The organism is Azospirillum sp. UENF 312511 (genome assembly GCF_058780635.1).
In genome coordinates this window covers 126,395-152,337 of sequence record NZ_JBSNCG010000004.1, presented here as the reverse complement: position 1 = coordinate 152,337, position 25,943 = coordinate 126,395, and the positions used below count along the sequence as shown (strand labels likewise).

Below are 25,943 nucleotides of genomic sequence, written 5' to 3'. Positions count from 1 at the left end.
AGCAATCCTGATTAGAAATATTATTGCTATTCTTCTGCTGTTTCAGTGACCGCTTCGACTGTGCGTACTTCGTTCCTGGGGTTGAATGATGGTGTTCGGGATCGGTGCCCGGAATTCTCCATCCATCGGTTCACAGCACAGGAGCAGCAGCGATGTCCCAAGTCGAAGTGACCAGCCAGACCGAGTATCCTTGGCAGAGCATCGTCTTCATCACCTCCACCTACGCGAACGGCGAGGTCCACACCGGGTCCGGTGTGATGGTCGGACCGAATGACGTCCTGACGGCATCCCACGTCGTCTACGATTCGACGACGGGCCAAAGCCCGATTGAGATCACCGTCACCCCGGCCTTCGACCCGTCTCCCTTCACGGCGCCGTTCGGAAGCGTGGACGCCGTCTCGTGGCATTACAACGCCAACTTCGATCCGAACGGGGACGGCCTGATCGTGTCCGGCAACGGCGGCGCGGGCCTGGAAGGGGTGGAACTCGACTACGCGTTGCTCGATCTCGGCGTGGCGCTGGGCTACGAGACGGGCTGGATGGAGATCGATCCGACCTTCGTGTCCGGCAGCGTCAACCTGACCGGATTCCCGGATCTGTATGGCAACAACATGATGAACGATATGGGTTGGGTCGCGGACAACCCGTTCGACGACTTCATCGACATCAGTGGCCTGGAGGTCCATCCCGGCAATTCCGGCGGGCCGGTCTGGTACGAGGAGAACGGCGTCGGTCACGTCGTCGGCATCGTCTCCACCGGCGTTGCCGCCCATGATGTCATAGCGAGCTACGGCACGCTGCTCGACTGGATCGCCGATAATGACCGCCTGATCGCGGCCGCCTGATCGCAGCCGTGTGACCCGCTCAAGGGAGGCCTCCGGTGGGGCGAAGCCGGAACCGGGGGCCTTTCTTTCGCCCGCCTATCGGCAACCCGGCCTCGCGGCCATCTGGAACCGGAGCGGCGGCGCCGGCCCTGATGCGTCACCGGCCTTCCCGCCTGCCGGCCCGCCGTAGGGAGAGGGCAGGGCGGCGGCGGGGTCCAGCGGCAGGCCGCCACCGTTGCCGACGATCAGGCTGCTGCTCGCCCGCCCGCCCCGGCCGGCGCAGGTGTCGCGCAGCAGGTCCCGGCTGCCCAGGAAGCTCTCCGGCAGCTTGACCAGGCTGCTGGCGATGGTGTTGTCGGGAGCCGGTGTGGAAATGGTCCCCGACACGCTCTCGGCCGAAGACGCTTCGATCACCGTCGCGGGGGAGGACAACAGCTGGTCGGCCCGGATCGTGATGTTGCCGCCGTTGCCCTTCTGCGCGTTGGCCTGGATTCGGCTGTCGTCCAGCACCACGAAGGGCGGATCGATGACGATGTTGCCGCCGCTGCCGGTGCCGCCGGCGACCGAGGTCGTGATCGCGCTTTCGTGCAGGTCGAGCAGCCGGCCGACTTGGATGGTGATGTCGCCGCCGTTCGCTGTGGTGGTCTGGGTCCGGATGGCCGCACCGTCCAGCGCCAACTGGTCCGTCGCCGTGATCGCGACCGATCCGCCCGTCCCCGTTCCCTCGCTTTCCGCGCTGACCGTCCCGTCCCGGCGCAGGAGAAGATCGCCTGCGCGAATGGTGACGGAGCCGCCATCGCCGGTCGAGCCCGGCTGGGCGCTGCTCAGCACTCCGGTCGCTGTCGGGACGCCCTGGCGGTCGATCAGCAATTGGCCGGCCTGCACCGTCACCGAGCCGGCATTCCCCTTCTCGAAGGTGGTGCTGCGGATCTGGCCGCCATGGGTCAGGGAAATCCGCCCCGCCGTCGTCACATGGACGATGCCGCCCTGGCCGCCCGAGCCCTGTTCCGCGCTGCTTCCGATTCCGGTCAGGCGCGGCGGACCGTCGACGCCGTGGATCGACAGCGATCCGGGCTTGACCGTCACGGCTCCGGCATCGCCCTCGCCGAAGGTGTTGCTGCCGATCTCACCGCCGTTGAGGATCGCCAAGTCGCCGGTGGTGGTGACCCGGACCGTTCCGGCATCGCCCTTGGATCCGGGCTCGGCGTTGCTGGAGATGCCGGTGAAAACCTCGTCGGGGATGCCCATGATCGCCAGCGTTCCGGCATGGACCGTCACCGCCCCTGCGTTGCCGTCGCCGAAGGTGTCGCTGGCGATGGAGCCTCCCTGGCTGATCGCCAGCATGCCGGCCCCTACGGTCACCGTGCCGGCGTTGCCCTCGCGCACGTCGGGGCTGGAACCCCGGTTGGCGTTGCTGGAAATGCCCGTGAAGCTCTGCCCGCCGTCGCCGGTGATGGCCATCGAGCCGGCCCACACGGTGACGTCGCCCGCGTTGCCGGAACTGAAGCCGTTGCTGCCGATCTCGCCGCCCTGGTCGATGGTCAGCGCGCCGGCCGAGGCGACGCCGACCGTGCCGGCATTGCCGCTGGAAAGGCGGTTGGCGTTGCTGGAGATGCCGGTGAAGCTCTTGCCGTGATTGCCGGTGATCGACAGCGACCCGGCGGTCACGATGACATTCCCGGCGTTTCCCGTGGTGAAGGTGTTGCTGCCGATCTCACCGCCGCTGGTGATGGTCAGCGGGCCGGCGGTGCTGACGCGGACCGTGCCGGCGTCGTTGGTGGAGCCGTTGTCGGCGTTGCTCGTGATCCCCGTCAGGACAGACGTCCCGGTTCCGGTGATCGACAGCGAGCCGGCCGTCACCGCGACGTCTCCGGCGTGACCGGCGCTGAAGGTGTTGCTGCCGATCTCGCCTCCGTTGGCGATGGTCAGCGGGCCGGCGGTGCTGACGCGGACCGTGCCGGCGCGCCCGCCGCCGCTCGTGTTGGCCTGAATGCCGACGAACACGCCCCTGAAATCGCCGAAGACGCCTCTCACCCCGGTGATCGACAGGCGTCCGGCCTCGACCGTCACGTCGCCGGCGCGGGAGCTTCCAAACGTGTTGCTGGCGATCTGCGCGTAGGGGCCGGACAGGTCGATGGCGCCGGCACGGACGGAAACCATGCCCCCGATTCCCGTCGCGGTCTCCGTGACCTGGCTGATCAGGCCCGTGAAGACGTCGCCCGCACCGCCGGTGATGGTGATCGTGCCCGCGTCGACGGTGACGGGGCTGGCATTGCCAGACCCCTCGATGCGGCTGCCAATCTGGGCGGTGTCGCTCAACAGCAGCGGCCCGGTGATCCCAAGCGTGACCGACCCGGTGTCCCCGGTCGCCCAGGGATAGCCCTCGCTGACGATCCGCGACCGCACGCCAGCCGTCGAGTCGCCCGACATGGTGAGGCTCCCGGCGTTCAGGGAAATGTCGGCGGCCTTGCTTGCCCCGTAGGTGCGGCTCAGAATCGCGCCGCCCTTGTGGATGTCCACGCTGCCCGCGGCGATCGTGATCGGGCCGGCCAAGCCGTTCGCGAAGAAGGCCGCTTGGCTGTCGATGAGCGTCGAGAAAGTCTCCCCGATGCCCTCGATGGACAGGTGGTCGGCGATGATTGTGATCGGGCCGGCGCCACCCTGGCCGAAGGCAATGCTGCCGACGCGCGCTCCCTCGCGCAGCGTCACGTCTCCGGCTTGGAGGCTGATAGGCGCTCCTTGGCCGCTCCCCGTCGCGACGCTGATGAGCGCTCCGCTGGCAATGTCCAGAGACCGGCTTTGGACGTCGAGGCCCCCCTTGGCGTCGGCGCCGCCGGTGTTGTTCATCGCGACGGTCGCGTTGTCGATCGTTAGGGAGCCCCCACGAATCCGGACGCTGCCGCCACCGTTGCCGCTGGAGGCGACGGACGCGCGATCGTGCAGCCGGATTTTCCCCTGCTTGGCGGCGTTCACGGCGCCGTCGGTGAGGCGCACCTGCCCGGCCCGGCCCACGGACGCCACCGTCACGCTCCCGCCCGGCGCTTCGACGCGGCCCGTCGCCCCGCCGCGCACCTCTACATCGCCGCCGACCAGGGACAGGGCCTTGCCCGGCTTCACGGATATCCGTGCGCCATCGACCTTCAGCGCCCCCGTGGGCCGGTCGAGGAAACCGAAGGCGGCCGGCGGGGCGGCGGTGAAGCTGCTCCCGCTCTTGTCCAGAGCGGAGAAGCGCGCGCCGTCGGCGAAGTGCACCTCGTGCGCCGTGCCGACGTGCAGGCTGGCCGGTACGTCCACCACGGCGTTGGGGCCGAAGGTCATGCCGGCCGGGTTGATGAGATGGACATCGGCCTGCCCGACCGTGGAGCGCAGCGTGCCGTCGATCGCCGACGGGCTGCCGCCGGTGACCCGGCCGACCACGTTGCGCACGTTGCCCGGCCCGGTGAAGGTCACCGTCTGACCCTGGTTGACGTTGAAGCGGTCGAAGCTGTGGAACAGATTCCCACCGGCCTGGATGCCGAGGCTGGCGCCGATCTCCACAAGGTTGCCCGATAGGCTCACGCGTGGGCCGGTCGTGCCGTCGGTGGCGATCTGAGCCAAGGCGGCCGCCGGTGACAGCAGGGCGACCACGTGGGTGAGCAGGAGTCTCCGCCGCATGCGACGCCCTCCGCGTTCCGAGTGCCGGCCAGCTTACCCCCCAACCGCATCCGCCCGACACGGCGCAGAGGCGGATGCGTTTCGCCTTTTGCGACTGCGGAAAAGAAGAGCGGACAAAGAAAGGGCTCCGCGCGGATGGCGCGGAGCCTGAGGTTTCTCACATGGCAAATCCGAAGCGGAAGGAAACGCGACGCTCAGCCCAGGAGGGCCTCCACCGCGGTGGTGTAGAAGGACGGCCCGTCGCTGTAGGGGGCGGTGACGATGGCATCGGCCGGCAGCTCGGCCAGGGCGACGCCCTGGAGCAGCACGGCGTTGCCGGCACCGAAGTCGACCACCGTGCCGTCGGCGTTCTGGCTGAGCACCGGATCGCCGGCCCCGTTCATGTTCGACATGACGATGATCTGGTCGCTGCCCGGCGTGAAGTCGGTGATGGCGTCCACGCCGCTGCCCGGCTCGAACACGAACCAGTCCCAACCGGCCCCGCCGGTCAGCGTGTCGTTGCCGACCCCGCCCCACAGGTCGTCGAAACCGGCGCCGCTGACCAGCACGTCGTCCCCGGCATCGCCGAACAGCTTGTTCCAGGCGCTCTCGGTATCAGCCCCGGTGCCGCCGTAGCTGTCCGCATAGATCATGTCGTCGCCAGCGTTGCCGTTGATGGTGTCCGCCCCGGCTCCGCCAAAGATCTGGTCGTTGCCGCCCAGTCCCTTGAAAGTATCGTCAATGGAAGTGCCCTGCAGCGTGTCGGCGCCTTCGGTCGCGGTCGCAGTGATGGTCATCGCAATCTCCGTGGTATGACTGGGCATCGCCCGGTGACTGCGATTAAAATGCACTGAGGGCTCGGCATCAGTTCACGCCATCACCGAGAATCGCCAAATTTTGATATTTTATTTCCTTTGCAGTCCGTTGGAATTTCTGGGGCAGCTTTGCAGGAATTGCGCGGAACACGGAGGGGTGGTGGTGGCGCTCACTCCCCCGCGCACAAGCCTGTGGCGGAATGACGGCACGCCGTGGGGATGGCTCCGGCGCACCGGAAAGGGAAAATCGCCCGTCATGTCACCGCTCGCCCCCGCCCGCCGCTGCCTGGTTGCCGCCGCGGGCTTCAGCGCCGCCATCAACGTGCTGGCGCTGACCCTGCCGCTCTATTCCATGCAGGTCTATGACCGCGTCCTGTCCAGCGGCAGCCTGGAGACGCTGTTCTATCTGACTGTGATCGCGCTGGTCGCACTCGTCTTCGTCAGCTGGCTGGAGATCCTGCGCGCCCGCCTGCTGCTGCGCGTCGCCAGCTGGGTGGAGCGGCGCTTCGCCCCGGAGTGCTTGCGTCGCGCGCTGACCATGTCCGGTGGCCGGCGGGACGCCGATCTCACCACCCTGCGCGAACTGGCGGTGCTGCGGCAGACCATGGGCAGCCCCGTGGTCGCCGCCTTGGCCGATGTCCCGTGGGTTCCGGTCTATCTGGTGGCGTTGTTCGCCCTGCACCCGTTGTTGGGGCTGGTGGCGGCCGGCGGCGCCCTGACGCTGTTCGCCATCGCCTGGGCGGGCGAGATTCTGACGCGCCGCGCCGTCGCCGCCTCCGGCGAGGCCGGCACGACCGCCCAGCGCTTCGTCGAGGCGGCGGTCCGCTCGCGGGAAGAGATCCATTGCATGGGCATGTCGGCCGCCGTGGTCGAGCGCTGGGCGGCGGGAAACGCCGCCGCCCTGGACCAGGGGGAGCGCGCCTGCGCCCGGCACGCCACCGCCTATTCCCTGACCCGCTGGGTCCGCTTGGTCGTGCAGGTCGCCATCATGGCGGTCGGCACCTATCTGGTGGTTGATCATGCGATCACCGGTGGCGCCCTGTTCGCCAGCGCCACCCTTCTCGGCCGTGCGCTGGCTCCGGTGGAGCAGGTGATCGGTGCATGGCGGACGCTGGCGGCGGCGCGTGCAGCGTGGCGGCGCGTGGCAGCCCATCTGGAGACACCGGCGCCGCGGCGCACCGTCCGCGGCCTTCCGCCGCCACGGGGCCTGTTGTCGGTCGAAGGCATCGCCGCCAGTCCCATTCCCGGTGCCCGGTCCCTGCTGAAGAACGTCTCCTTCGCGATGGAGCCGGGTACCGTGCTGGTGGTGGTCGGGTCCTCCGGGGCCGGCAAGACCACGCTGGCGCGAACGCTGGTCGGCGCGCTGCCGGCCCAGGCCGGGGCGGTGCGGCTGGACGGCGTGGACGTGGCGGGCTGGGACCGGGGCGAACTCGGGCGCCATATCGGCTATCTGCCTCAGGACGGCGACCTGATCGATAGCACCGTCCGCGCCTTCATCGCCCGCATGGAGGAGGCCCCGCTGGACCGCGTGACCGAGGCGGCGACGATTGCCGGCGTCCACGACATGATCCTGCGCCTGCCCCAGGGTTATGAAACCCGCCTCGGCAGCGGAGGCTTCCTGCCGTCCGCCGGACAGCGCCAGCGTCTGGCGCTCGCCCGCGCCGTGTTCGACAACCCTCGCCTCGTCGTGCTCGACGAGCCGGACGCCCATCTCGACGGCCCCGGCGAGGCGGCGTTGCAGAAGGCCATCGCCGCGCTGAAGGCGCGCGGCGCCACGGTTGTCGCCACCAGCCACCGGCCGAACCTGCTGCGCGTCGCCGACTGCGTGCTCGTCCTGCGGGACGGCGCTGTGGCCCGGTTCGGACCGCGCGACGAGGTGATCGCCGCCCTCGGCCAGCCCCGCCCCGCCCAGACTCGGGACGCCATCTCCTCTTCCGCCGCCTGACCCTCGTTTTCGCGACAAGGATCCCCGCCATGACCAGCATCGCCGACACCGCGAACTCCGCCCCCAACTCCACCGCCACCAACTCCACCGCCAGCTCCGCCCTCAGCTCCGCTGTCGCCGCCGCCCCCAACCCCGGCCGCATCATCCTGGCGGGCGTCCTGTCCCTCACGGTTTTCACCGGCGTCCTTGGCGCCTGGTCCCTGACGGCGCCGCTGGACAGCGCGGCCGTGGCGGCCGGACACGTGGTGGTCGAGAGCCGCCGCAAGACCGTGCAGCATCTGGAAGGCGGCATCGTGCGCGGCATCCTCGTCGCCGAGGGCGCGCGGGTGGAGGCCGGCGCGCCGCTGGTCGTCCTGGACCAGACCCAGGCGCGCAGCGCGCTGGACACGCTGCGTTCCCAGCAGGATGAACTGCTGGCCCGCGAGGCCCGCCTGCTGGCGGAGCGGGCGGGAGCCGACGAGGTGGCCTTTCCGCCGCATCTCGCCGTCCGGGCCGCCCACGACCAGGATGCCCGCATCGCCGAACTGCTCGACGGGCAGCGCCGCCTCTTCTCCGCGCGGTGGGAAAGCCTGCGGGGGCAGGTGGACATCCTGATCCAGCGAACCGCCCAGCTCGACGCCGAGGCCGACGGGCTGCGCGCCCAGGTCGCCAGCACGGAAGTCCAGCTGAGCCTGATCGCGGAGGAGATGCAGGACGCGCGCACCCTCGTCGTCAAGGGGCTGGAGCGCAAGTCGCGCCTGCTGTCGCTGGAACGCGAGGCCGCGAACCTCGGCGGCCGGCGCGGCGAGTATCTCGCCTCCATCGCGCGGGCGGAGCAGCGGCGCGGCGAGACCGGGCTGCAAATCCTCGACCTGCGCAACAAGCGCGCGGAGGAACTGGCGACGGAACTGCGCGAGGTGCAGGGCAAGCTGCGCGAACTGGACGAGCGCCTGCACGCCGCCGGGGACGTGCTGGAGCGGACGGTGGTGCGCGCACCTGCCACGGGCATGGTGATGAACGTGCAGGTCCACACGGCGGGCGGCGTCATCGGGGCCGGCAAGCCGATCCTGGACATCGCGCCGGACGACGACAGCCTGCTGATCGAGGCCAGGCTGCGGCCGACCGACATCGACAACGTCCACACCGGGCTGCCCGCGCGGATCCGCCTGACCGCCTTCAAGCAGCGGACGACCCCCGTCCTGTCGGGCCGCGTGACCTATGTCTCCGGCGACGCGCTGACCGACCAGCGCACGGGCGATGCCTCCTACAGCGCCCACATCGTGGTGGACCGCGGCGAGTTGCAGCGGGCCGGGGGGCTGAACCTCCAGCCCGGCATGCCGGCGGAAGTGATGATCGTGACCGGCCGCCGCACCGCCGCCGATTATTTCCTGGCACCGCTGACCGACAGCTTCGCCCGCGCCTTCCGCGAGGAGTGATGCCGGGGCGGCGTCCGAACGCAGCACGGCACGCCGGTACCAAACATTTCGAAATTCGGATAACCCCGATGCTCCATTGGCACGGGCTTTCCGGGTGACGTTAAGTGGGGAGGCCGCAACCGATGGTTCGGATCTCCCTGGAGCCACATGGGAGGGATTCGTGCGTCGCTTCGATCCGGTCTTCAAACGCCAGCTTCTTCTTCAGCACGACCTGTTCCGCTGCATCAGCGGCAAGGACGTGGACGCGATCCTCGCCTTCGCAGGGGAGCGCCGGTGCAAGAACGGCCAGACCATCTTCCAGAAGGGCGATCCAGGCAGCGGCATGATGGCCGTGCTGCTGGGCAACGTCCGCATCGGCACGGTCTCCGAAAGCGGCAAGGAGATCGTCTTCAAGGTCGTGGAAACCGGCGGCATCTTCGGCGAGATCGCCTTGCTCGACGGACGCCCGCGCACCGCCGACGCCACCGCCATCGGGGACTGCGTGCTTCTGGTCATCGAACGGCGCGACTTCGTCCCCTTCCTGGAAAAGAGCCCGCAGGTCGCCATCAAGATGCTGGAGGTTATGTGCGACCGCCTGCGCCAGACCAGCCTGCTGGTGGAGGATCTGGCCCTGCTCGACCTGCCGCAGCGCATGGCCCGTCTGCTGGTCCGGCTCGGCGCCAGCTACGGCCGCCGCACCCGGGACGGGTTGCGCATCGACCTGAAGCTGTCTCAGAAGGATCTCGGCAACCTGATCGCCACCAGCCGCGAGAGCATCAACAAACAGCTCCGCACCTGGCAGGACGAGGAGCTGATCGCGGTGGAGAACGGCTACATCACGCTGCTGCAACCGCAGCAGATCGCCGACTACGGCCAGCCGGCGCGGTGACCCGGTGCCCGCGGGCCGGTGCATCGCCGGGGCAATGGCCCTGCTGATCGCCACGGCGTCTTCGGCCCAATCCCAAATCACGCCGGCCCAAATCACGCCGGCCCAAATCATGCCGCCCCAAATCACACCCCCGCTGCCGGAGCGGGGCACGCGCGAACGCCCGGACCTTCCCGGCTTCGAACCCTCCGGACCGGACATCCTGCCGCCCCCCGTCCTCGACCGGACGGAACGGGCGCCGCCGCTCTCGCAGGCGCCACGCGTCTTCGTGAAGGGCTACCGCTTCGAAGGCAACACGGCGATCTCCACGGCCGAGCTGGTGGCCGCCGCCGCCCCCTTCGCCGGACGGGAGGTCGAAGCCGACGAGTTGCAGGAGCTCCAGCGGCGCCTTACCGAACTGCACATCGAGCGGGGCTTCATCACCTCCGGCGCCGTGCTGCCGGACCAGGACGTCACCGACGGGATCGTCACCGTCCGCATCGTGGAAGGCGTGCTTTCCGGCATCGACGTGACCGGGACCGGCAGGCTCGACCCCCGCTACGTCGAACGCCGGCTGGCGCGCGGCGTCACCACGCCGCTGGACGTCAACGCTTTGCGGGAGCGTGTGCTGCTGCTGCTCCAGAACCCGCTGATCGAGCGCATCAACGCCGAACTCGGGCCGGGCGAACGGCTGGGGGAAAGCCGCCTGGGCGTGGCGGTGACGCGGGCGCGGCCCTACGCGCTGTGGCTGAACGTCGACAACGCCTCGTCCCCGACCACGGGGGAACTGCGGGGCAACGCCTTCGGCATCGTCCGCAACCTGACGGGCTGGGGCGACGCGTTGGAGATCGACCTGGAGCAGACGCGCGGCTCCCACGATTATTGGGCGGCCTTCGAGCTTCCGGTGACCTCCGCCGGCACGACGCTGCGCTTGCGGGCGGAGGACGCCCGCGCCCGCATCGTGGAAGCCCCGCTGGACGAGCTGGATATCGAGAGCCGTGTGCGCACCTACGAGGCCGGCGTCTCCCACCCGGTGATCCTGACCGCGCGGGACCGCCTGGACGTCGGCCTGACCCTGTCGCGCAACCGGACGGAGACCTTCCTGCTGGGACGGCCCTTCACCTTTTCCGAAGGGGTGGACGACGGCCGGGCGACCCTGACGGTGCTGCGCCTGTCGCAGAACTGGCTGCGCCGCCGGCCAGAGGAGGTGATCGCGCTGCGCTCCGTCTTCAGCCTGGGCATCGACGCGCTGGGGGCCACCGTCCATCATGAGCCGGGTGCGCCCGACGGTCAGTTCCTCGCCTGGCTCGGCCAGTTCCAATGGGCGAGGCGCCTGGACGAGCGGGGCAACCAGATCGTGCTGCGGGCCGACGCGCAACTCTCGAACGACACCTTGCTGCCCAACGAGCGCATCGCCATTGGCGGCTTCGACACGGTGCGCGGCTACCGCGAGAACACGCTGGTCCGCGACCAGGGGCTCGTCCTGTCGCTGGAGGGGCGGTTTCCGCTGTTCCAGGTCCCGCTGCCCCCGCTGTCGCGCGATGCCGAGGACGGGCGCGTGTCGCTCGTCCCCTTCCTGGATTACGGCCGGGGATGGAACCACGGGGAACCGACGCCGGCCCCGCGCGCCATCGCCGGCGTCGGTCTCGGCCTCCGCTGGGACGTCTCCCCCGACGTCAGCCTGCAACTGACCTACGCCCGGCCCCTGCGCGACGTGCCGGATGCGGACGGCGACTCCCTCCAGGACCACGGCGTGCAGTTCCGCGTCACCGCAAGGGTTTTCTGAGATCCCCGCCCGGCCGCCCCGGGCCGGTGCGACGGCCTCACTCCCTCCTGCCCGCGCGGTCGTACGCCGCCGGCTCGCGCAATCCCACCTGTTCCAGCAGGGAAGCGCGCAGGTCCCGCAGGCCGGCGTCGCCGGGCTGGCCGGCGATGGCGCGGGACAGGACCGCCAGCGCGTCGTACCAGTATCCCTGGGCGGCCAACCGGCTCGCCGCCGTTGCCGCCGGGGCCTTGCGGTCCACCGCCGGGCTCGCTCCGGTCTGGTAGACGATCATTCCCGACGCCAGCACGTCGCCCGACCGTTGCGCCGGATCCACCTGCATCGCGACCGACCAGCGGTAGAGCCGCCCCGGCTCCAGCCGGACCTTGTGCTGCGCCAGATCGACGGCGTTGATGCCGGGTGATGGGCGCTGCAGCGTCACGTCCAGCAGGGGCGGGCGTCCCGACATCTCCACCGTATCGACGACGATCTCGATCGGCCCCTTCGCCGGTGCCCCCAGGTACCAGAGCAGGGTCGGCTGCGGCGAGGCCGTCAGGCCGGCATGGTCGGGGGCGAGCACCTCCAGGCTGGGCAACCCGCCAACCGGCCCGCGCGTGCTGCCGCCGATGCGCCCCTGTGGCGCGCCGCGCGACGGCGGGACATAGACGATGCCGCCGCCGGGCACGGCGGCCTCCTGCGCGCCGCCGCGTTCGGAGGAAGCCGCCTGGGCGGCAACCGGCAGGCCGGCGGACAGAATCGTGGTCGCGGCGAGCGTCGCCGCCAGGATCGGATGGCGCGTCATCCCGTGGCTCCCTTCTTGCGTGAACCGGTGATCGGTCCGGCCCCATCGGTCGATGATGGTCCGGATGTTAGCGGCGCCGGGGCCGGCGGCGCTGTGAGCCGCAACACGTCCGCGTCCGGCTCTCCCGAGTCAGGTACCTCCGCGTCAGGCACCTCCGCGCCCGCCTCGCCGAGGATGACGTGCACGCCGACCTTGCGGTCCTTGCCCTTCAACGGCACTTCGCCGACCGCCGAGCCCCGGAAGGCGCCGCGCAGCCGCTCCCAGGTCGGATCGCCCACCAGGATCCGGCAAGGCCGCCCCGGCACGTCGGTGCCGACCGTCTTGGCGAGCGCTTCCAGGCGGGCCGCCGTGTTCACGGCGTCGCCGGTCAGCGAATACTCCATGTGCCCCGGCGCGCCGATGCTGCCGGCCACCATCGGGCCGGTGTAGATGCCGACCCGGATCCCGGCCGGCGGCAGGCCCTGCCTGGCCCAGCCCTCGTTCAGGCGGGCCAGCACGTCGGCCATGGCGAGTGCGGCGCAGACCGCGTTGCCGGCGTCGCGGTCGATCTCCTCCTCCGTCTCGCGGGGGACGGGCACGCCGAAGACGGACAGGATGGCGTCGCCGACGAAGCGCAGGGGCAGGCCTCCGTGATCCTGAATGACCGGGACCATGGCGCCCATGTAGTCGTGCAGCCAGGCGTCCAGCTCCTCCGGCTCCATCTTCTCCGAAATCGGCGTGAAGTTCGCGACGTCGGAGAACAGGACGGTCGCCGTCAGCCGCTGAGGCCGGGGCCGCCCGCCGTCCATGAACAGGTGCCGGCGCTCCCACAGCTCCTTGGCGACCGGCCCCGGCACGTGGCTGGAGAACAGGTTCATCAGCGCCTCGCGGTCGGCCCGCTCCCGGCGGGACAGGAAGGCGGTGACGAGGCCGAGCGCCAGCGCCCATGCCCCCAGCGGCGCGGCCAGCGGCACCCACAGCGCCTGCGCCAGCGCCGCGAACCACAGCCCGGTCAGCAGCGCCGTCCCCCCGGCCAGCAGCAGGGCGAAGGCCAGCGGTCCGTGCATCGCCAGCGCGAGGAGGGAACCGGCCAGCCCGACGGCGACGGTCACCGCCAGTTCGGCCCAGTCCGGCAGGTTCGCCGTCGGCGTCGCCTCGCCCAGGGCCATGCGGAGAAGCTGGCCGGTGGCCTGGGCGTGCACCACGGCGCCGAAGGCGAAGCCGCTGTCCACCGGCGTCCGGAAATAGTCCTTCACGCTGTCGGCGGTGACCGCCACGAACACCAGCCGCCCGGCCAGCGCCTCGGCCGGAATCCGCCCCTCCAGCGCCTCCCGCACCGAGAAATTCCGGATCGGCCCCGGCCCCAGGGCGTAGTCGAGCAGGAACTGATAGCCGCGCGCGTCCACCCCGGCATAGCCGCCGTCCGTCGCCTCCACCGGACGCAGCGTGGCGGCGCCCAGCCGCATGTGCTCCGGCTCCTCCGGGTCGGACTGCGGGACGATACCCCGGTGTCCGAGCAGGCGCAGCGCCATGACCATGGACAGCGCCGTGGCGTGCTGCCCCGACGGGTCTTCCAGGAACAGCAGGCTCCGGCGGACCACCCCGTCGGGATCGACCAGGATGTCGGAAAAGCCGATGCGGTCCGGCGTCGCCAGCACCGACGGCGCGGCGATGGCCCCGCCCGCTTCCGACGGCTGGCGGTTGACCCAGACGATGTCGGGGTTCTCCCGCAGCACCCGCTCCAGCTCGCCCTGGCCGTCGCCGATGGGCCAGTTGCGGTAGATGTCCACACCGATGGCCGCCGGCTTCGCGGCGGACAGCGCCTTCAGCAGGTCGGCCAGCTGACCGTCGGACAGCGGCCAGCCGAGCGCCGCCAGATCCGCCTCCCGCGCGCCGACCAGCACGATGCGGTCGTCCACCGCCGGCCGGGCGCGCAGCTTCAGCCCATTGTCGTAGGCCAGCAGGTCGAGCGGTTGCAGCCAGCCCAGCAGATGCATCAGCAGCACCGCGAACACGGCGGCCTGCCCGATCAGCAGCGACGGGACGATCCGCTCCCTCATCGCCAGTTCCCGATCAGCAGGAAGGCGGCCCAATAGCCGGGGTGCTGGTAACGCACATCCGTCAGCATGGAGATCTGGGCCTGCCGCAGCGCCTCCGCCTTGCCGGGCGCGCCGGTGGCCAGCCGCCGATAGAAGTCGGCGATCAGCTGCGACGAAGCCTGGTCGTTGATGAACCACAGCGAGGCGAGCGCGCTGCGCGCCCCCGCCTTGATCGCCACCCCGGCGAGGCCCAGGGCCGCCCGGTCGTCTCCCGCCGCCGTCTGGCAGGCGCTGAGCGTCAGCAACTCCACCGGCTCCTCCCGGTACTGGCTCAGCTTCACGAAGCGCTCGAGCTGGTCCATGCTGAGCCGCCCGTCGTAGGCCAGGATGTAGCTGTCGCTCGCCTCCGGCTCGAATTTTCCGTGCGAGGCGATGTGAACGATGGAGTAGGGCGCCGCGTTCAGCTCCCGCCCCACCCGTTCGATGACGAAGCTGCGGTTTTCCAGCACCGTCCCGCCCAGCGCGCCATGGATCGTCTTGATTTCCGACTCGACGAAGGGCAGGGCGGGGAAGCCCTGCACGCTCTCGGTCAACCCGGCCAGCAGCAGCTCGGCCTGCTGCACGGTCAGCGGCTTCGGCTCCATCAGGCTGAGGCCGGGCGTGACCGCCAGCGCGTAGCGCTCCACCAGGAAACGCTTCCCGTCGTGGAGGGCGGCCATCGGAATGCTGCGCAGCGGCCCGTCCGGCACGAGGACGAGCGTGTCGGCCTTCCGCGCCTCCAGCAGCGGCGTGAAGGGCCGGACCAGCCAGTCGTAGAGCCGCCGCGCATCGCCGAGGAAGCGGGAGCTGGTCCGCTGCTCCAGCTGCCGGCGGAAGCTGGCCGCAACCGCCCCGACCTCGGCCCCGCCGACCGGAACGGTGGCCTGGTGCAGCCCGTCGGACAGGCTCAGCAGCAGCTCCAGCCGGTCGGGCAGCAGGATGGGGTAGAGCACGGCGGTGCCCGGGGCCAGCGGATCGATGGTCTGGACCTTGGCCTTCAGCGCCGCCACGCAGTCGTCCTGGAAATAGTCCTCCAGCTCCGCCGCCTTCAGTTGCTCCAGGGCGTCGCGGGCGGCCACGAGGTGCCGTTGCGCCTGGGGCGTGCCCCGCAGGGCGGAGGCCTGACGGAGCCGCAGGTCGGCGGATTCCAGATAGACCGGCCCGATGGCCTCCCGGAACAGGGAGCCGTAACCGCCATAGGCGCGCAGCAGGTCGGAGCGTATGCGCCGGATGGCGGCGGTCGCGGCGTCATAGGCCATCAGGGCGTCCGCCGTCCGGCCCTGGCTGCGATGCAGCCGCCCGGCCTGCCAGTGCCAGCGGAACAGGAGGTCCGCGGCCATCCTCTCCTGCGCCCAGAAGCTGGCCTCCCGCGTCAGGACGAGCGCATCGTCGGGGCGGCCCATCCGCTCATACAGGGTGCCCAAATATCCACGCGCGGCCGACAGGGTGCGCCGGTCTCCGGCCGCCCGCGCCAGCTCGGCGGCCTTTACGAAGCAATCATGGCTGCGGCGGGCGAGGGAGCCGCGGCTCTGCCGCGCCGCCGCCTGCACGTCCATCAGGGCGATGCCCTGGGCGACGAGCAGAAAGGCCTTTGCGCCGCCGTCCTCCAGCGCCGCCAGATCGCGTTCCACCTCCGTCAGCGCGGCTTCGGCCTGTGCCGGCGCACCCATAGCCGCGAGGCGGCGCGCGGCGTTGATGCCGGCCGTCGCCGCCAGCGCCGGGTCGCCGGCCCGCCGCGCCAGCACGGCGCTCTGTCGGAAGGCGTCCACGGAATCTGGCGTGTCGCGCAGCCGGCCCAGTGTGTTGAGCGCCGCCGCCCGGGTGCGCTCCTGACCGGGATCGATTTCGGCCAGCAGGCGGTCGAGCGCCCTTGCCCAGCCTTCCCGAGCCCGTCCGTCGAACTCGCCCGCACTTCCGACATCCGCCAGAGCGGCGTCAATGGCGGACAGGAGGCCCGGATCGCTGGACTTTTCCGCCAGGGCGCGCGCTCGCAGCAGCTCGTTGAAGGACTGCTCGAGCTTGCCTTCCGCCCGGTGCGCCTCGGCCTGCCGGGCGAGCTGATCGGCCGTCGTCGGGTCTTCGGCGCGAACCATTCCCGCCGCCAGAATGGCAAACTCGGTCAGCAGGCATGGCAGCAGAGAGGCCCGGCCCATGGGCACCCCTCCTCTTTGTCCATTCGGCGGGCAGGAGTCCGACCGGGGACCAGCTTACTCCCCAACCGCATCCGCCCGACACGGCGCAGAGGCGGATGCGTTTCGCCTTTTGCGACTGCGGAAAAGAAGAGCTGACAAAGAAAGAGCTCCGCGCGGATGGCGCGGAGCCCGAGGTTTCTCACTTGGCACATCCGAAGCGGAAGGAAACGCGACGCTCAGCCCAGGAGGGCCTCCACCGCGGTGGTGTAGAAGGACGGCCCGTCGCTGTAGGGGGCGGTGACGATGGCGTCGGCCGGCAACTCGGCCAGGGCGACGCCCTGGAGCAGCACCGCGTTGCCGGCGCCGAAGTCGACCACCGTGCCGTCGGCGTTCTGGCTGAGCACCGGATCGCCGGCCCCGTTCATGTTCGACATGACGATGATCTGGTCGCTGCCCGGCGTGAAGTCGGTGATGGCGTCCACGCCGCTGCCCGGCTCGAACACGAACCAATCCCAACCGGCCCCGCCGGTCAGCGTGTCGTTGCCGACCCCGCCCCACAGGTCGTCGAAACCGGCGCCGCTGACCAGCACGTCGTCCCCGGCGTCGCCGAACAGCTTGTTCCACGTGCCCTCGGTGTCGGCCCCGGTGCCGCCGTAGCTGTCCGCATAGATCATGTCGTCGCCAGCGTTGCCGGTGATGGTGTCCGCCCCGGCTCCGCCAAAGATCTGGTCGTTGCCGCCCAGTCCTTTGAAAGTATCGTCAATGGAAGTGCCCTGCAGCGTGTCGGCGCCTTCGGTCGCGGTCGCAGTGATGGTCATCGCAATCTCCGTGGTGTGACTGGGCATCGCCCGGTGACTGCGATTAAAACGCACTGAGGGCTCGGCATCAGTTCACGCCATCACTGAGCATCATCAGATTTTGTTATTTTATTTCTTCTTTCGGTGATCGCGGAGCAGGAGTCACTACACGAAAGTGACCTTCAACTTTGCGCATGTTGAGACAGGGTGTCCGCGTGTTGCATGGATGGGCTTGCTGGCGTAGGCAGAGGCCCCGTCCGCTCTCTGGTTGTACATCATGCCGCAAAAGGCCAACGCCGCTCGTCGTCATCACATTCCCCGGCCCAAGTGCCGGGTGACGAACTGGGCAGAGTACGATGCCACCTTGCGGCAGCGGGGCAGCCTGACGGTCTGGGTCACTGATGAGGCGATTGCGAGCTGGAAGGCGGCGCCACGGACGACACGGGGCGGGCAGCCCAACTGCTCGGATCTGGCAATCACGACAGCATTGATGCTGTGCGCGGTCTTTCACCTGGCGTTGCGCCAGACCGAAGGGCTGATCGGCTGCATCCTGCAGCTGCTCGGGCTCGACCTGCCGGTGCCCGATCGTTCCACCATCGCCCGGCGCACCAGGACCGTCGCGCTGCCCAGCAAGCCACGCTCATCCAGCGGCCCCCTTCACCTGTTGGTGGACAGCACGGGGCTGAAGCTGTGCGGGCCGAGCGAATGGTTGATCGAGAAGCATGGCACGAAGAAGCGGCGCTCCTGGAGGAAGTTGCACCTCGGCGTGGATGCGGAGAACGGCCGGATCGTTGCGGCCACGCTGACCGACCGCGACGGCGACGATGCCGCTCAGGTCGGGCCGTTGCTCGACCAGATCGACGAACCGGTGGCCGCGCTCACCGGGGATGGTGCCTATGACCGGACTGGGGTCTACGCCTCGGTCCACCAGCGTCATCCCGAAGCCGCGGTCGTGGCACCGCCCCGCGCCGACGTTGTGCTCAGCGACACCGCCGCGACCGCGCCCACGCAGCGCGACCGGCACATCCAGATGATCGCGGAGAACGGCCGGATGGCTTGGCAACGGGACAGCCAGTACAATGTGCGGGCGCGGGTAGAGGGTCAGATCGGCCGCTGGAAGCAGGTCATCGGACCGGCCCTGCGCTTCCACACCGATGAGGCGCAAGCCACCGAGGTGGCCATCGCCGCCGCAGTCCTCAACCGCATGCTCGACCTCGGACGCCCGAACTCTGTCCGCGTCTCCTGATCACGGAGGCGAGCCAGGCGGAACTGTAACCCCGGCCACCTCCGGCTACACCGCCAACGCCATTGTCCACCATGGACGGCTGGACGAGGGCGCGTCGCTGTTGAGCAAACCCTTCAGCCGCGAGGCGTTGGCGGCCAAGATGCGCCACGTGTTAGAGAGCTATGCAGGAAATTGGGTGACGGTCTGGTCAGGCGGCGTCCTGTGAGGCGGCTTCGGTGACCTCGATGCCGTCACGGAATGTGACGCCCTGGATGACCTTGGGCAACTGGTTTTCCCCCTGCAGACGGCGCCACGTCTTCGCGGTGGCAGTGACCAGCTTGAAGACCATCAGCTTGGCGGTGTCTTGCGAGAGCGCCCCCTTGGTGCGGACGGTCCGGTGGCGGACGGTGGCGAACACGCTTTCGATGGGGTTGGTGGTCCGCACATGGTCCCAGTGCTCGGCGGGGAAGGCGTAGAAGGCGAGCAGCGACCTGGACATTGTCATCGACGTCAGCCCGCTGGCCGAACGGCCTGAAGATTGCCGTCGGGCCGGACTGGAGCGTAGGGTGCACACGACAGGGTACCCGGCGCACCTTCTGGAAGCGGGCCATGGCCGTTTGGCAAGCCACGACCGCGCCAGCACGAACGAGTTGCGCGCATGTTGAGTGCGAAGCGCTATCTCCGTTCCCGCGACACTGCCGACCCGTCATATGCCCATTGAATGATCGACGTTCCCCATGAGACCCAGTACGGTCCTGGGACATTCGGACTTCTCGCTATCAAGCCACCACATGCCCAACGACCAACCGACGTCGCCCCGTCTCGGCACAAGGCGATGCCCCTCGTGACGACTGACAGGAGGCTCGGCCTGGTCACGACCGAGAAGGCTTCCACGTGGGTCCCGCTGCTTCTGCTTCTGATCGCAGCCCCCCTGTTCGCCATCATCCTCACCAGTGCTTTCAGCGTCAGGACCGAGCAGGAAGCTGAACTTTACGAAGAGGCCATCCGTTGGCTCATCAACATCGAAGATGAGCAGAAGCATGTCTTCGGCGAAGCCGGCCGCGCGCTGAGTGCGCTCATCGACACCGGGGTCGGGGCGATGAGCCCGGCCCAATGCGCCACTGTCCTGGCGCGTCTGAGAACATACTACCCACGTCACTTTATGTTCACCGTCACCGACGCCAATGGTGTCATTCGGTGCTCCACCGAACCCTTAGCGCTCGGTCACTCCATTGCGGATCGGTCCACCTTCCAACAAGCCCACATCACTGACGGCATCATTCAGGGCTTAAGCCGACCGTCAGAGTATTCTGGCAAGCCGATGATTCCATTGGTCAGGCGGTACGTGGATGATGCCGGACGGTTTGCCGGAACCGTCAACGCGGTGATCGACACCGCCTGGCTTGAAGATCTCCTGCAGCGCAAGCCCTTGCCTCCGCACGCCAGCCTGTTGATCGCGGACCGGGCGGGGACGGTGTTCGCGCGTGCTCCGGAAGGCAGTGCCCCTCCGGGAGGGTTGCCGGAGTTCCTGCACCCGCTGCTCGGGGCAACGCAACGCGAGGTGACCGACATCGATGACGGCAGGGGCAGGCGTCTGATTACGGCGCATTCGCCGCCGGAAGTCGGCGTGAGGGAAACCCGCAGCATCCTGAATATCGATCGGGATGGCAGGATGGCAGTGGCCGACGCCGCGATGCTGCGGTCGCTGCTGATTTCCGCAACCGTACTCCTGGGATCGGTGCTGGCGGTGTCATGGGTGCTGCGCCGTCACTTGCGCTACCGCGAGCGCACCGAGGAGGAACTCAAGCGCGCCAAGACCATCTCCGAACAAGCCGCAGCCGCTCAGCGCCGGCAGTTTGACGAGTTGGAAAGCCTCTACCACACCGCCCCCATTGGCCTCGCCGTGTTCGATCGCGCCCTGAACTTCGTCCGCGTCAATGAGGCCTTGGCCGAGATAAATGGCGTGTCGGTCGCCGACCACATCGGGCGGCATGCATGGGACGTTGTCCCATCCCTGCGCGAAACGGCGGAGCCCCTGCTTCGCCAAGTCCTCGACACCGGAGAAACCGTCCGCGGCGTTGAACTGCACGGCACGACGGATCGCCACCCCGGCACCGAACTCGACTGGATCGAGGACTTCTACCCTCTGAAGGGGGCCGACGGCACGGTCGTCGCGGTTGGCGTCATTGTCCGTGACGTGACGGAAGAGCGCCGGGCCAAGCAGTTGCTGGACGCCGCCAAGCGGGAAGCCGAGGCGGCCTCGCGGTCGAAGTCCAAGTTCCTGGCCGCCGCCAGCCATGACCTTCGCCAGCCCATGCAGTCGCTGTTCCTGTTCGCTGGAGCGTTGGAACGGCACCTCGACGGATCGGGACGGGAGAAACTGGCCCATCTTGAGCGTAGTCTGGATGCCCTTAAGGGGTTGCTCGACAGCCTGCTCGACGTGTCCAAGCTTGACGCCGGCTTGGTGAAGGTCACGCTCGAGGACTTCCCCTTGAACACCGTCATCGACGAACTCCGTATCGCCTACCAGCCGGTCGCCGAGAGCCGGGGGCTGACATGGCATATGCTCGACTGTTTCGAGACGGTCCGCAGCGACCGTGTCCTTTTGGGGCGCCTGCTGCGCAATCTGATCGAGAATGCGGTGCGTTACACCGAGCGCGGGGGTATCACGGTCCGCTGCGTGCCGGAGCCGGAGCGCATCCGGATTGAGGTGGAAGACACCGGGATCGGCATTCCATCGGAGGAACTCGACCGCATCTTCGACGAGTTCCATCAGGTTGCCAACGTCGAGCGCAACCGGCAGCAGGGGCTCGGACTGGGCCTCGCGATCGTGCAGCGGATCGCCAGCCTGCTTGGTTATCAGGTCAACGTCCGGTCCCAAGTCGGTCACGGCTCGACGTTCATCTTTGCGGTTCCGCGCGGAGCCGCCGCATTGCCCTCTGGTCCGGTCGAAGAGGCGGAGGTCGCACGGCTGGACCGGGAGTGGCTTGCCGTTGTCATCGACGACGATGTGATGGTGCTGATGGCCTTGCAGACGATGCTTAAAGACTGGGGCTGCACCGTTGTCGTTGCGTCGAGTGCCGATCAGGCCATCGATCGCCTGCGCGTTGCCGGGCGATGCCCTGATATCATCTTGGCTGACTACCGGTTGGGCCAAGGGCGTCTGGGAACGGAGGCGGTTGCCCGGATACGGGACTCCTGCCGGCACACCATCCCTGGGGTCCTGTTGACCGGGGAAACCGGCACGGAGAGCTTGCGTGAGGCGGCCGCCCATGGGCTCCTCATCCTGCACAAGCCGGTTTCGGCCAAGCTCTTGGTCGAAACGTTGCGCGCGCAGTTGAATGAGACTGCTCAAGAGGCCGGACAAAAAGGCACGTGAACTGAGGCCCGGCGGGCGGCAATCCGTTCATCGTATCGGTTTTTATTGGATTTTATTATGCCCCGAGCGATCAAAAACTGGACATCACCAGTTTAACGGAACCGCAACTGCGCAGATTGCGGGATTTCTGCGGCTTTCAGGGATGGTCCCGTTCTCTTATTGCGTCCCTCACGCTCCAAACTCCGGATTTGCCTTCTTGCCGCAGCTTCTCGTCCGTTCTTTGGCGTCACCCCGAGTCCGTTCGCGTGACAATGCCCTGGGCTGGTGTTCCTCAGCATCAATCTGATGCTGTCAGCAACCAACCCCTGCAATTTCACGCCACCACCTCCATGACGGTCGGGGTGAACACGACTGTACAGCCAAAGGCTGATGATCCGCGGCGGGCTTACGGTCGATTCCTCGGACCGGTGAAGAAAGGTGGCTAGGCTGGCGATGAAGCCTGGCCGCAGTCGGCTATACCGGGCGGATCATCCTCGCGTAAGCTGAGTGAGTTTCCGTTTCCTTAGGCCACGGGGATACACGTAGGGGCTCAGCACATGTCGCACCAAATCGGCTGGATGCGTTGGTTGCCAGGGCTGCTGACGCTCCGTCACTATCAGCCAAGCTGGCTCGTTCATGACGTCGTCGCCGGACTCGTCCTGACAACGATGCTGGTGCCCGTCGGCATTGCGTATGCCGTTGCGTCGGGCGTGCCGGGCATCTACGGGCTCTACGCGACGATCGTGCCCCTGGTGGCTTATGCACTGTTCGGGCCCAGCCCCATCCTAGTCCTGGGGCCGGACTCCTCGCTCGCCGCCATCATCCTTGGCATCGTCCTTCCGCTGTCGGTCGGAGATCCGCAACGCGCCATTGCCCTGGCCAGCATGATGGCCGTCGTTTCGGGACTCCTGTGCATGCTGGCGGGGCTGGCCAAGCTGGGCTTCATAACCGAACTGCTGTCCAAGCCGATACGCTATGGCTACATGAACGGGATCGCGTTGACCGTGCTGATCAGTCAATTGCCCAAGCTGTTCGGCTTCTCCATCGAGAGCGATGGACCGTTGCGTAACTTGGCAGCGATTGCCGAAGCGATCCTGGATGGGAAGACCAGCTGGACTGCCTTCGCGATCGGCGGTGGCACGCTGGCGGTGATCCTGCTGCTTAAGAACTACAAACGCGTGCCCGGCATCCTGCTGGCCGTGGTCGGCGCCACCGTGGTCGCGGGTGTCCTAGACCTGGGCACGCGGGCTGGCATCTCGGTCCTCGGTCCGCTACCCCAGGGGCTGCCGGCGTTCACAATTCCCTGGATCGGCTTCGATGATATCGTGGTCGTCATGATCGGCGGGGCTGCCGTCGCCCTGGTGTCGTTCGCCGACACCAGCGTCCTGTCCCGCACTTATGCTGCGCGCACGCGCACGCCGGTCGATCCCAACCAGGAGATGATCGGGCTGGGCGCAGCCAATCTGGCGGCTGGGTTCTTTCAGGGCTTTCCGATCAGCAGCAGTTCGTCGCGCACGCCAGTGGCGGAGGCGGCAGGCGCCCGCACTCAACTGACCGGTGTTGTTGGCGCGCTTACCGTTGCTCTGCTGCTGCTGGCGGCGCCGAATCTGCTCCAGCACTTACCGTCCGCTGCCCTCGCCGCAGTCGTCATTGCCTCGGCCATTGGCCTGATCGAGGTCAATGATCTGATCCGGATCTACCGCATCCAGCGCTGGGAGTTTTGGCTGTCCATCGCGTGTTTCGTGGGCGTCGCCGTGTTTGGCGCCATCCCCGGCATCGGGCTGGCGATCGTGATAGCCGTCATCGAGTTCCTGTGGGATGGCTGGCGTCCCTACTCCGCGGTGCTTGGGCGTGCCGAGGGAATCAATGGCTATCACGATATCACGCGCTATCCGGATGCCCGACGGATCCCGGAACTCGTTCTCTTCCGCTGGGATGCGCCGCTGTTCTTTGCCAATGCCGAACTTTTCAAGGAGCGTGCTCTGGGCGCGGTGAAGAATGCACCGACGCCAACACGCTGGCTCGCCGTCTCCGCGGAACCGGTCACCAGCGTGGACGTGACTGCCGCCGACACTCTCGAAGACCTGTACAAGACTTTGAAGGAAATGGGTGTCGAGCTGAAGTTCGCAGAACTCAAGGACCCTGTGAAGGACAAAATGAAGAAATTTGGGCTCTTTGCGCAGATCGGCGAGGAAGCCTTTTTTGCTACAATTGACGACGCGGTCGCCAACTATCTCAAGCGGCACCCAGTGGAGTGGGTGGATTGGGAAGATCGCAGCATAGAAAAGTTAGGGGAATAACTGATGAAGTGGCTTCTCGCGCTTCGTATCGCTCCGGCTTTATGGTCAACCCTATTTCAAGACCAAGCTCTCCGGATTCATAAGTGAACAAAACATCAGGATGCTTTAATGTTGCTTTTGGGTCAGCCGGTGGCCTTCGGCACTGCCAAATTGATGTCGGTTTGTCGAGCTGGCACGGAGTGGTGGTGCAGACACCAAGGTGCGGCCCGATCACGCGGCCAAAGGTTCCCGGCGACCTCAATCCAGGTGGCGAAGGTCTCGGCACGGGCGGCGCGGTGGTCAGAGGCAGGGCGGTGGTCTCGGCGGAGGTGGAAGAGGGTGGCGATCGGGTCGTGGTTGGACAGGCAGCGCTCGACCTGTCGAGGCGACTTGAAGCGCTTCATCTGCCGCTCGCGTCGGCGGGTTGGTTGGTGCGAGGTCTCGGCCCGGTTGTGGATGCCCTTTGCTGCCGATGCCCACACCGGGGCTCCTTTGTCCAGCGTCCGCCACCCCAGCGTGTTGGCCGCGTCCTGTGTCGGCGTGGCCAGCACTCCGGCGTCCGTTCGCGCTTGCGGGCGACCTGAAGCGCTTCGAACTCCCGTCGGTCGCGCAGCGTCATCACCCGGCGGGACGCCGTCGGACCGGCACAGTCCGTGCGGTTCGGACACGGTTTGCAGTCAGCCTGGGAGAACTTCACTTTCACCGTTTCCCAGCCGAACTCGGTGCTCGCTGTCCAACCCGAGCTTTTGGCCCCTCTGGGACACGTCACATGCTGGACGTCCCAATCGACCTGGAAGGCGGCTGCGGCAAAGCCCGTTCCCCGGCGTGCCTGCCATTGCAGGTCGGGGCGGGTCGGCCCGACCAGGTCAACGCCGAAGTCCCGTGTGGCCTCGATCAGAAGAGCGGCGTCTAGGTAGCCGGTGTCCACCAGGTGCTGGGCGGGCAGCAGCCCTTTGGCGGCCAGAGCCCGGTGGGCCGGGGTCGTCACCTCGCCATCGGCGGTGGGCGCGGTTTCGGTCTGCACGTGGGTGATGATCCGCGGCCGTCCTTCGTCGCAAGCTTCGGTCAGGTGCGCCTTGTAGCCGACCCAGGTTGTGGTTCGCTTGCGTCCGTAGCGGGCATCCGGATCGTACGGCGAGCTGATGAAGCGTGATGACGGCGCATAGCCTTCAGCGGGACCGCGCCAGCGGACGCCGTCGTCGCACAGGTAGAATTGCTGGACCCAGATGCGGCGTAGGATTTCCACCGCGGGCAGCCGGCGCAGCCAGTCCGGAGCCTCGTCCGCCCAAATCGCCGCCAACAGGTGATGGCCATCCTCGCCCAGTTCCCGAACATGCCCGTCGCGGCCGGCCCGCGCTTTGGCGGCGTGCCCCCAATCGCCATGCCCGCTGTAGCGATCGGCCCAGTGCGACCGCGTGTGGCCGAGCAGCCAAGCCGGCGCGGCGACGGCGAGCACGTTCAATGCCTGCCGGAACGCTTCGGTAGCGGCGTCGATGCGGCTGCGTATCTTGACGGCGGCCAGAACGTGGGTGGAGTTGGTGCGTTGGCGGCCCCGTGGGCGAACCAGGCGGCGGGCGATGGCCACGGCGAGCACCGCGTCCAGCAACTCGTGCTCGGCATGCCCGTCCACGAGCCTGGCCCGGAACTCACAGAGGACAGTGCTGTCGAAGCCCGGGTCATCGAGCGGCAGGGCCAGCAGGTACTTCCAATCCAGGCGGGCTCGCACCGCATCGGCGGCGTCGCGATCCGACAGGTTCTCGGCGAACTGAAGCAGGGTGATCAGCGCCAGCCGCCACGGGGCTTCGGCCGGGCGGCCGCGCGTGGAGAACAGCCGGGCAAAACGGGCGTCGTCGAAGACGGGCCCAAGGCTGTCGCGCACATCCATCAGCCGGCAGCCGCGGGGAAACGCCGCCCGGGCAACCTTGGCCGTTTCCTCGGGCACGGCAGTGGCCAAGCTAGGGCGAAGGGACATGGCTGGCGTCCTTTCGGAGAGGTCAAGCCCTCTTCAACCCGACCAGCGCTGCACCATCGCAAATCCCCAAGGCATTTCGCCAG

Annotated in this window: 16 protein-coding genes and 1 pseudogene; 8 read left to right on the top strand and 9 right to left on the bottom strand. The window is 68.1% G+C overall.

Features of this window, described 5'->3' with window-relative positions:
- Positions 1 to 152: 152 nt before the first annotated feature.
- Entirely contained in the window at positions 153 to 845 is a 693-nt protein-coding gene (locus ACWPN7_RS26405; RefSeq protein ID WP_014242581.1) for a trypsin-like serine peptidase, read from the top strand.
- A 75-nt stretch (positions 846 to 920) separates the two neighbouring features.
- Here ACWPN7_RS26405 and ACWPN7_RS26400 read toward each other — a convergent pair whose 3' ends face one another.
- Both ACWPN7_RS26400 and ACWPN7_RS26395 read right to left on the bottom strand, forming a co-directional pair.
- Positions 921 to 4,478 carry a two-partner secretion domain-containing protein gene (locus ACWPN7_RS26400; RefSeq protein WP_459196194.1) on the bottom strand — a complete coding sequence of 1,186 codons (3,558 nt, stop codon included), beginning with the start codon at positions 4,476 to 4,478 and terminating at the stop codon, positions 921 to 923.
- A gap of 194 nt (positions 4,479 to 4,672) precedes the next feature.
- Entirely contained in the window at positions 4,673 to 5,254 is a 582-nt protein-coding gene (locus ACWPN7_RS26395) for a calcium-binding protein (protein ID WP_459196193.1), read from the bottom strand.
- Between the two features lie 274 nt (positions 5,255 to 5,528).
- Here ACWPN7_RS26395 and ACWPN7_RS26390 point away from each other — a divergent pair, with 274 nt between their 5' ends.
- From ACWPN7_RS26390 to ACWPN7_RS26375, 4 genes are all read left to right on the top strand, one after another.
- Complete coding sequence (locus tag ACWPN7_RS26390) at positions 5,529 to 7,217, top strand: type I secretion system permease/ATPase (protein ID WP_459196192.1); 1,689 nt, start codon at positions 5,529 to 5,531, stop codon at positions 7,215 to 7,217.
- 29 nt (positions 7,218 to 7,246) lie between these two features.
- The gene (locus ACWPN7_RS26385) at positions 7,247 to 8,632 is read left to right on the top strand and encodes an HlyD family type I secretion periplasmic adaptor subunit (RefSeq protein WP_459196191.1); all 1,386 of its coding nucleotides are present in this window, start codon (positions 7,247 to 7,249) and stop codon (positions 8,630 to 8,632) included.
- A gap of 160 nt (positions 8,633 to 8,792) precedes the next feature.
- A complete protein-coding gene (locus ACWPN7_RS26380; protein WP_041814719.1) occupies positions 8,793 to 9,500 on the top strand; it encodes a Crp/Fnr family transcriptional regulator in 708 nt (235 codons plus the stop codon).
- A gap of 109 nt (positions 9,501 to 9,609) precedes the next feature.
- Positions 9,610 to 11,262 carry a ShlB/FhaC/HecB family hemolysin secretion/activation protein gene (locus ACWPN7_RS26375; RefSeq protein WP_459196190.1) on the top strand — a complete coding sequence of 551 codons (1,653 nt, stop codon included), beginning with the start codon at positions 9,610 to 9,612 and terminating at the stop codon, positions 11,260 to 11,262.
- 37 nt (positions 11,263 to 11,299) lie between these two features.
- Here ACWPN7_RS26375 and ACWPN7_RS26370 read toward each other — a convergent pair whose 3' ends face one another.
- The 4 genes from ACWPN7_RS26370 to ACWPN7_RS26355 form a co-directional block, all read right to left on the bottom strand.
- Complete coding sequence (locus ACWPN7_RS26370) at positions 11,300 to 12,040, bottom strand: DUF928 domain-containing protein (RefSeq protein WP_014242589.1); 741 nt, start codon at positions 12,038 to 12,040, stop codon at positions 11,300 to 11,302.
- Positions 12,037 to 14,079, bottom strand: a complete 2,043-nt coding sequence (locus ACWPN7_RS26365; RefSeq protein ID WP_492273509.1) for a CHASE2 domain-containing protein — start codon at positions 14,077 to 14,079, stop codon at positions 12,037 to 12,039. Before ACWPN7_RS26365 ends, ACWPN7_RS26370 begins: the two co-directional genes overlap by 4 nt.
- Positions 14,076 to 16,250, bottom strand: a complete 2,175-nt coding sequence (locus ACWPN7_RS26360; RefSeq protein ID WP_014242591.1) for a CHAT domain-containing protein — start codon at positions 16,248 to 16,250, stop codon at positions 14,076 to 14,078. The genes ACWPN7_RS26365 and ACWPN7_RS26360 overlap by 4 nt, the downstream gene beginning before the upstream one ends.
- 215 nt (positions 16,251 to 16,465) lie before the next feature.
- Positions 16,466 to 17,047: a calcium-binding protein gene (locus ACWPN7_RS26355; RefSeq protein WP_014242592.1), complete on the bottom strand. Its 582-nt coding sequence runs from the start codon at positions 17,045 to 17,047 to the stop codon at positions 16,466 to 16,468.
- A gap of 256 nt (positions 17,048 to 17,303) precedes the next feature.
- Here ACWPN7_RS26355 and ACWPN7_RS26350 point away from each other — a divergent pair, with 256 nt between their 5' ends.
- Positions 17,304 to 18,272, top strand: coding sequence for an IS5 family transposase (locus ACWPN7_RS26350; RefSeq protein WP_174450913.1), 969 nt, complete (start codon positions 17,304 to 17,306; stop codon positions 18,270 to 18,272).
- Positions 18,273 to 18,459: 187 nt separating this feature from the next.
- On the opposite strand, the pseudogene ACWPN7_RS26345 reads toward ACWPN7_RS26350, so the two are convergent.
- Positions 18,460 to 18,741: pseudogene (locus ACWPN7_RS26345) on the bottom strand (transposase); the annotation flags it as partial.
- A 345-nt stretch (positions 18,742 to 19,086) separates the two neighbouring features.
- Here ACWPN7_RS26345 and ACWPN7_RS26340 point away from each other — a divergent pair.
- Positions 19,087 to 21,630 carry an ATP-binding protein gene (locus ACWPN7_RS26340; protein ID WP_459196188.1) on the top strand — a complete coding sequence of 848 codons (2,544 nt, stop codon included), beginning with the start codon at positions 19,087 to 19,089 and terminating at the stop codon, positions 21,628 to 21,630.
- Positions 21,631 to 22,166: 536 nt separating this feature from the next.
- Positions 22,167 to 23,909, top strand: a complete 1,743-nt coding sequence (locus tag ACWPN7_RS26335) for a SulP family inorganic anion transporter (RefSeq protein WP_492273508.1) — start codon at positions 22,167 to 22,169, stop codon at positions 23,907 to 23,909.
- A gap of 122 nt (positions 23,910 to 24,031) precedes the next feature.
- Here ACWPN7_RS26335 and ACWPN7_RS26330 read toward each other — a convergent pair whose 3' ends face one another.
- Both ACWPN7_RS26330 and ACWPN7_RS26325 read right to left on the bottom strand, forming a co-directional pair.
- Entirely contained in the window at positions 24,032 to 24,292 is a 261-nt protein-coding gene (locus ACWPN7_RS26330; RefSeq protein ID WP_459196187.1) for a hypothetical protein, read from the bottom strand.
- Positions 24,289 to 25,830 (bottom strand): transposase, encoded by a 1,542-nt coding sequence (locus tag ACWPN7_RS26325; protein WP_492273507.1) that lies wholly within the window; start codon positions 25,828 to 25,830, stop codon positions 24,289 to 24,291. The genes ACWPN7_RS26330 and ACWPN7_RS26325 overlap by 4 nt, the downstream gene beginning before the upstream one ends.
- Positions 25,831 to 25,943 lie beyond the last annotated feature (113 nt).

What these genes read in the sequence shown, in the direction of transcription:
- ACWPN7_RS26400 (WP_459196194.1), bottom strand. Translation starts at nt 4,478, where the DNA reads ATGCGGCGGAGACTCCTGCTCACCCACGTGGTCGCCCTGCTGTCACCG.
- ACWPN7_RS26375 (WP_459196190.1), top strand. Translation starts at nt 9,610, where the DNA reads ATGCCGCCCCAAATCACACCCCCGCTGCCGGAGCGGGGCACGCGCGAA.
- ACWPN7_RS26340 (WP_459196188.1), top strand. Translation starts at nt 19,087, where the DNA reads ATGCCCCTCGTGACGACTGACAGGAGGCTCGGCCTGGTCACGACCGAG.
- ACWPN7_RS26350 (WP_174450913.1), top strand. Translation starts at nt 17,304, where the DNA reads ATGCCGCAAAAGGCCAACGCCGCTCGTCGTCATCACATTCCCCGGCCC.
- ACWPN7_RS26370 (WP_014242589.1), bottom strand. Translation starts at nt 12,040, where the DNA reads ATGACGCGCCATCCGATCCTGGCGGCGACGCTCGCCGCGACCACGATT.
- ACWPN7_RS26360 (WP_014242591.1), bottom strand. Translation starts at nt 16,250, where the DNA reads ATGGGCCGGGCCTCTCTGCTGCCATGCCTGCTGACCGAGTTTGCCATT.
- ACWPN7_RS26390 (WP_459196192.1), top strand. Translation starts at nt 5,529, where the DNA reads ATGTCACCGCTCGCCCCCGCCCGCCGCTGCCTGGTTGCCGCCGCGGGC.
- ACWPN7_RS26355 (WP_014242592.1), bottom strand. Translation starts at nt 17,047, where the DNA reads ATGACCATCACTGCGACCGCGACCGAAGGCGCCGACACGCTGCAGGGC.
- ACWPN7_RS26365 (WP_492273509.1), bottom strand. Translation starts at nt 14,079, where the DNA reads ATGAGGGAGCGGATCGTCCCGTCGCTGCTGATCGGGCAGGCCGCCGTG.
- ACWPN7_RS26335 (WP_492273508.1), top strand. Translation starts at nt 22,167, where the DNA reads ATGTCGCACCAAATCGGCTGGATGCGTTGGTTGCCAGGGCTGCTGACG.
- ACWPN7_RS26385 (WP_459196191.1), top strand. Translation starts at nt 7,247, where the DNA reads ATGACCAGCATCGCCGACACCGCGAACTCCGCCCCCAACTCCACCGCC.
- ACWPN7_RS26395 (WP_459196193.1), bottom strand. Translation starts at nt 5,254, where the DNA reads ATGACCATCACTGCGACCGCGACCGAAGGCGCCGACACGCTGCAGGGC.
- ACWPN7_RS26405 (WP_014242581.1), top strand. Translation starts at nt 153, where the DNA reads ATGTCCCAAGTCGAAGTGACCAGCCAGACCGAGTATCCTTGGCAGAGC.
- ACWPN7_RS26330 (WP_459196187.1), bottom strand. Translation starts at nt 24,292, where the DNA reads ATGAAGCGCTTCAAGTCGCCTCGACAGGTCGAGCGCTGCCTGTCCAAC.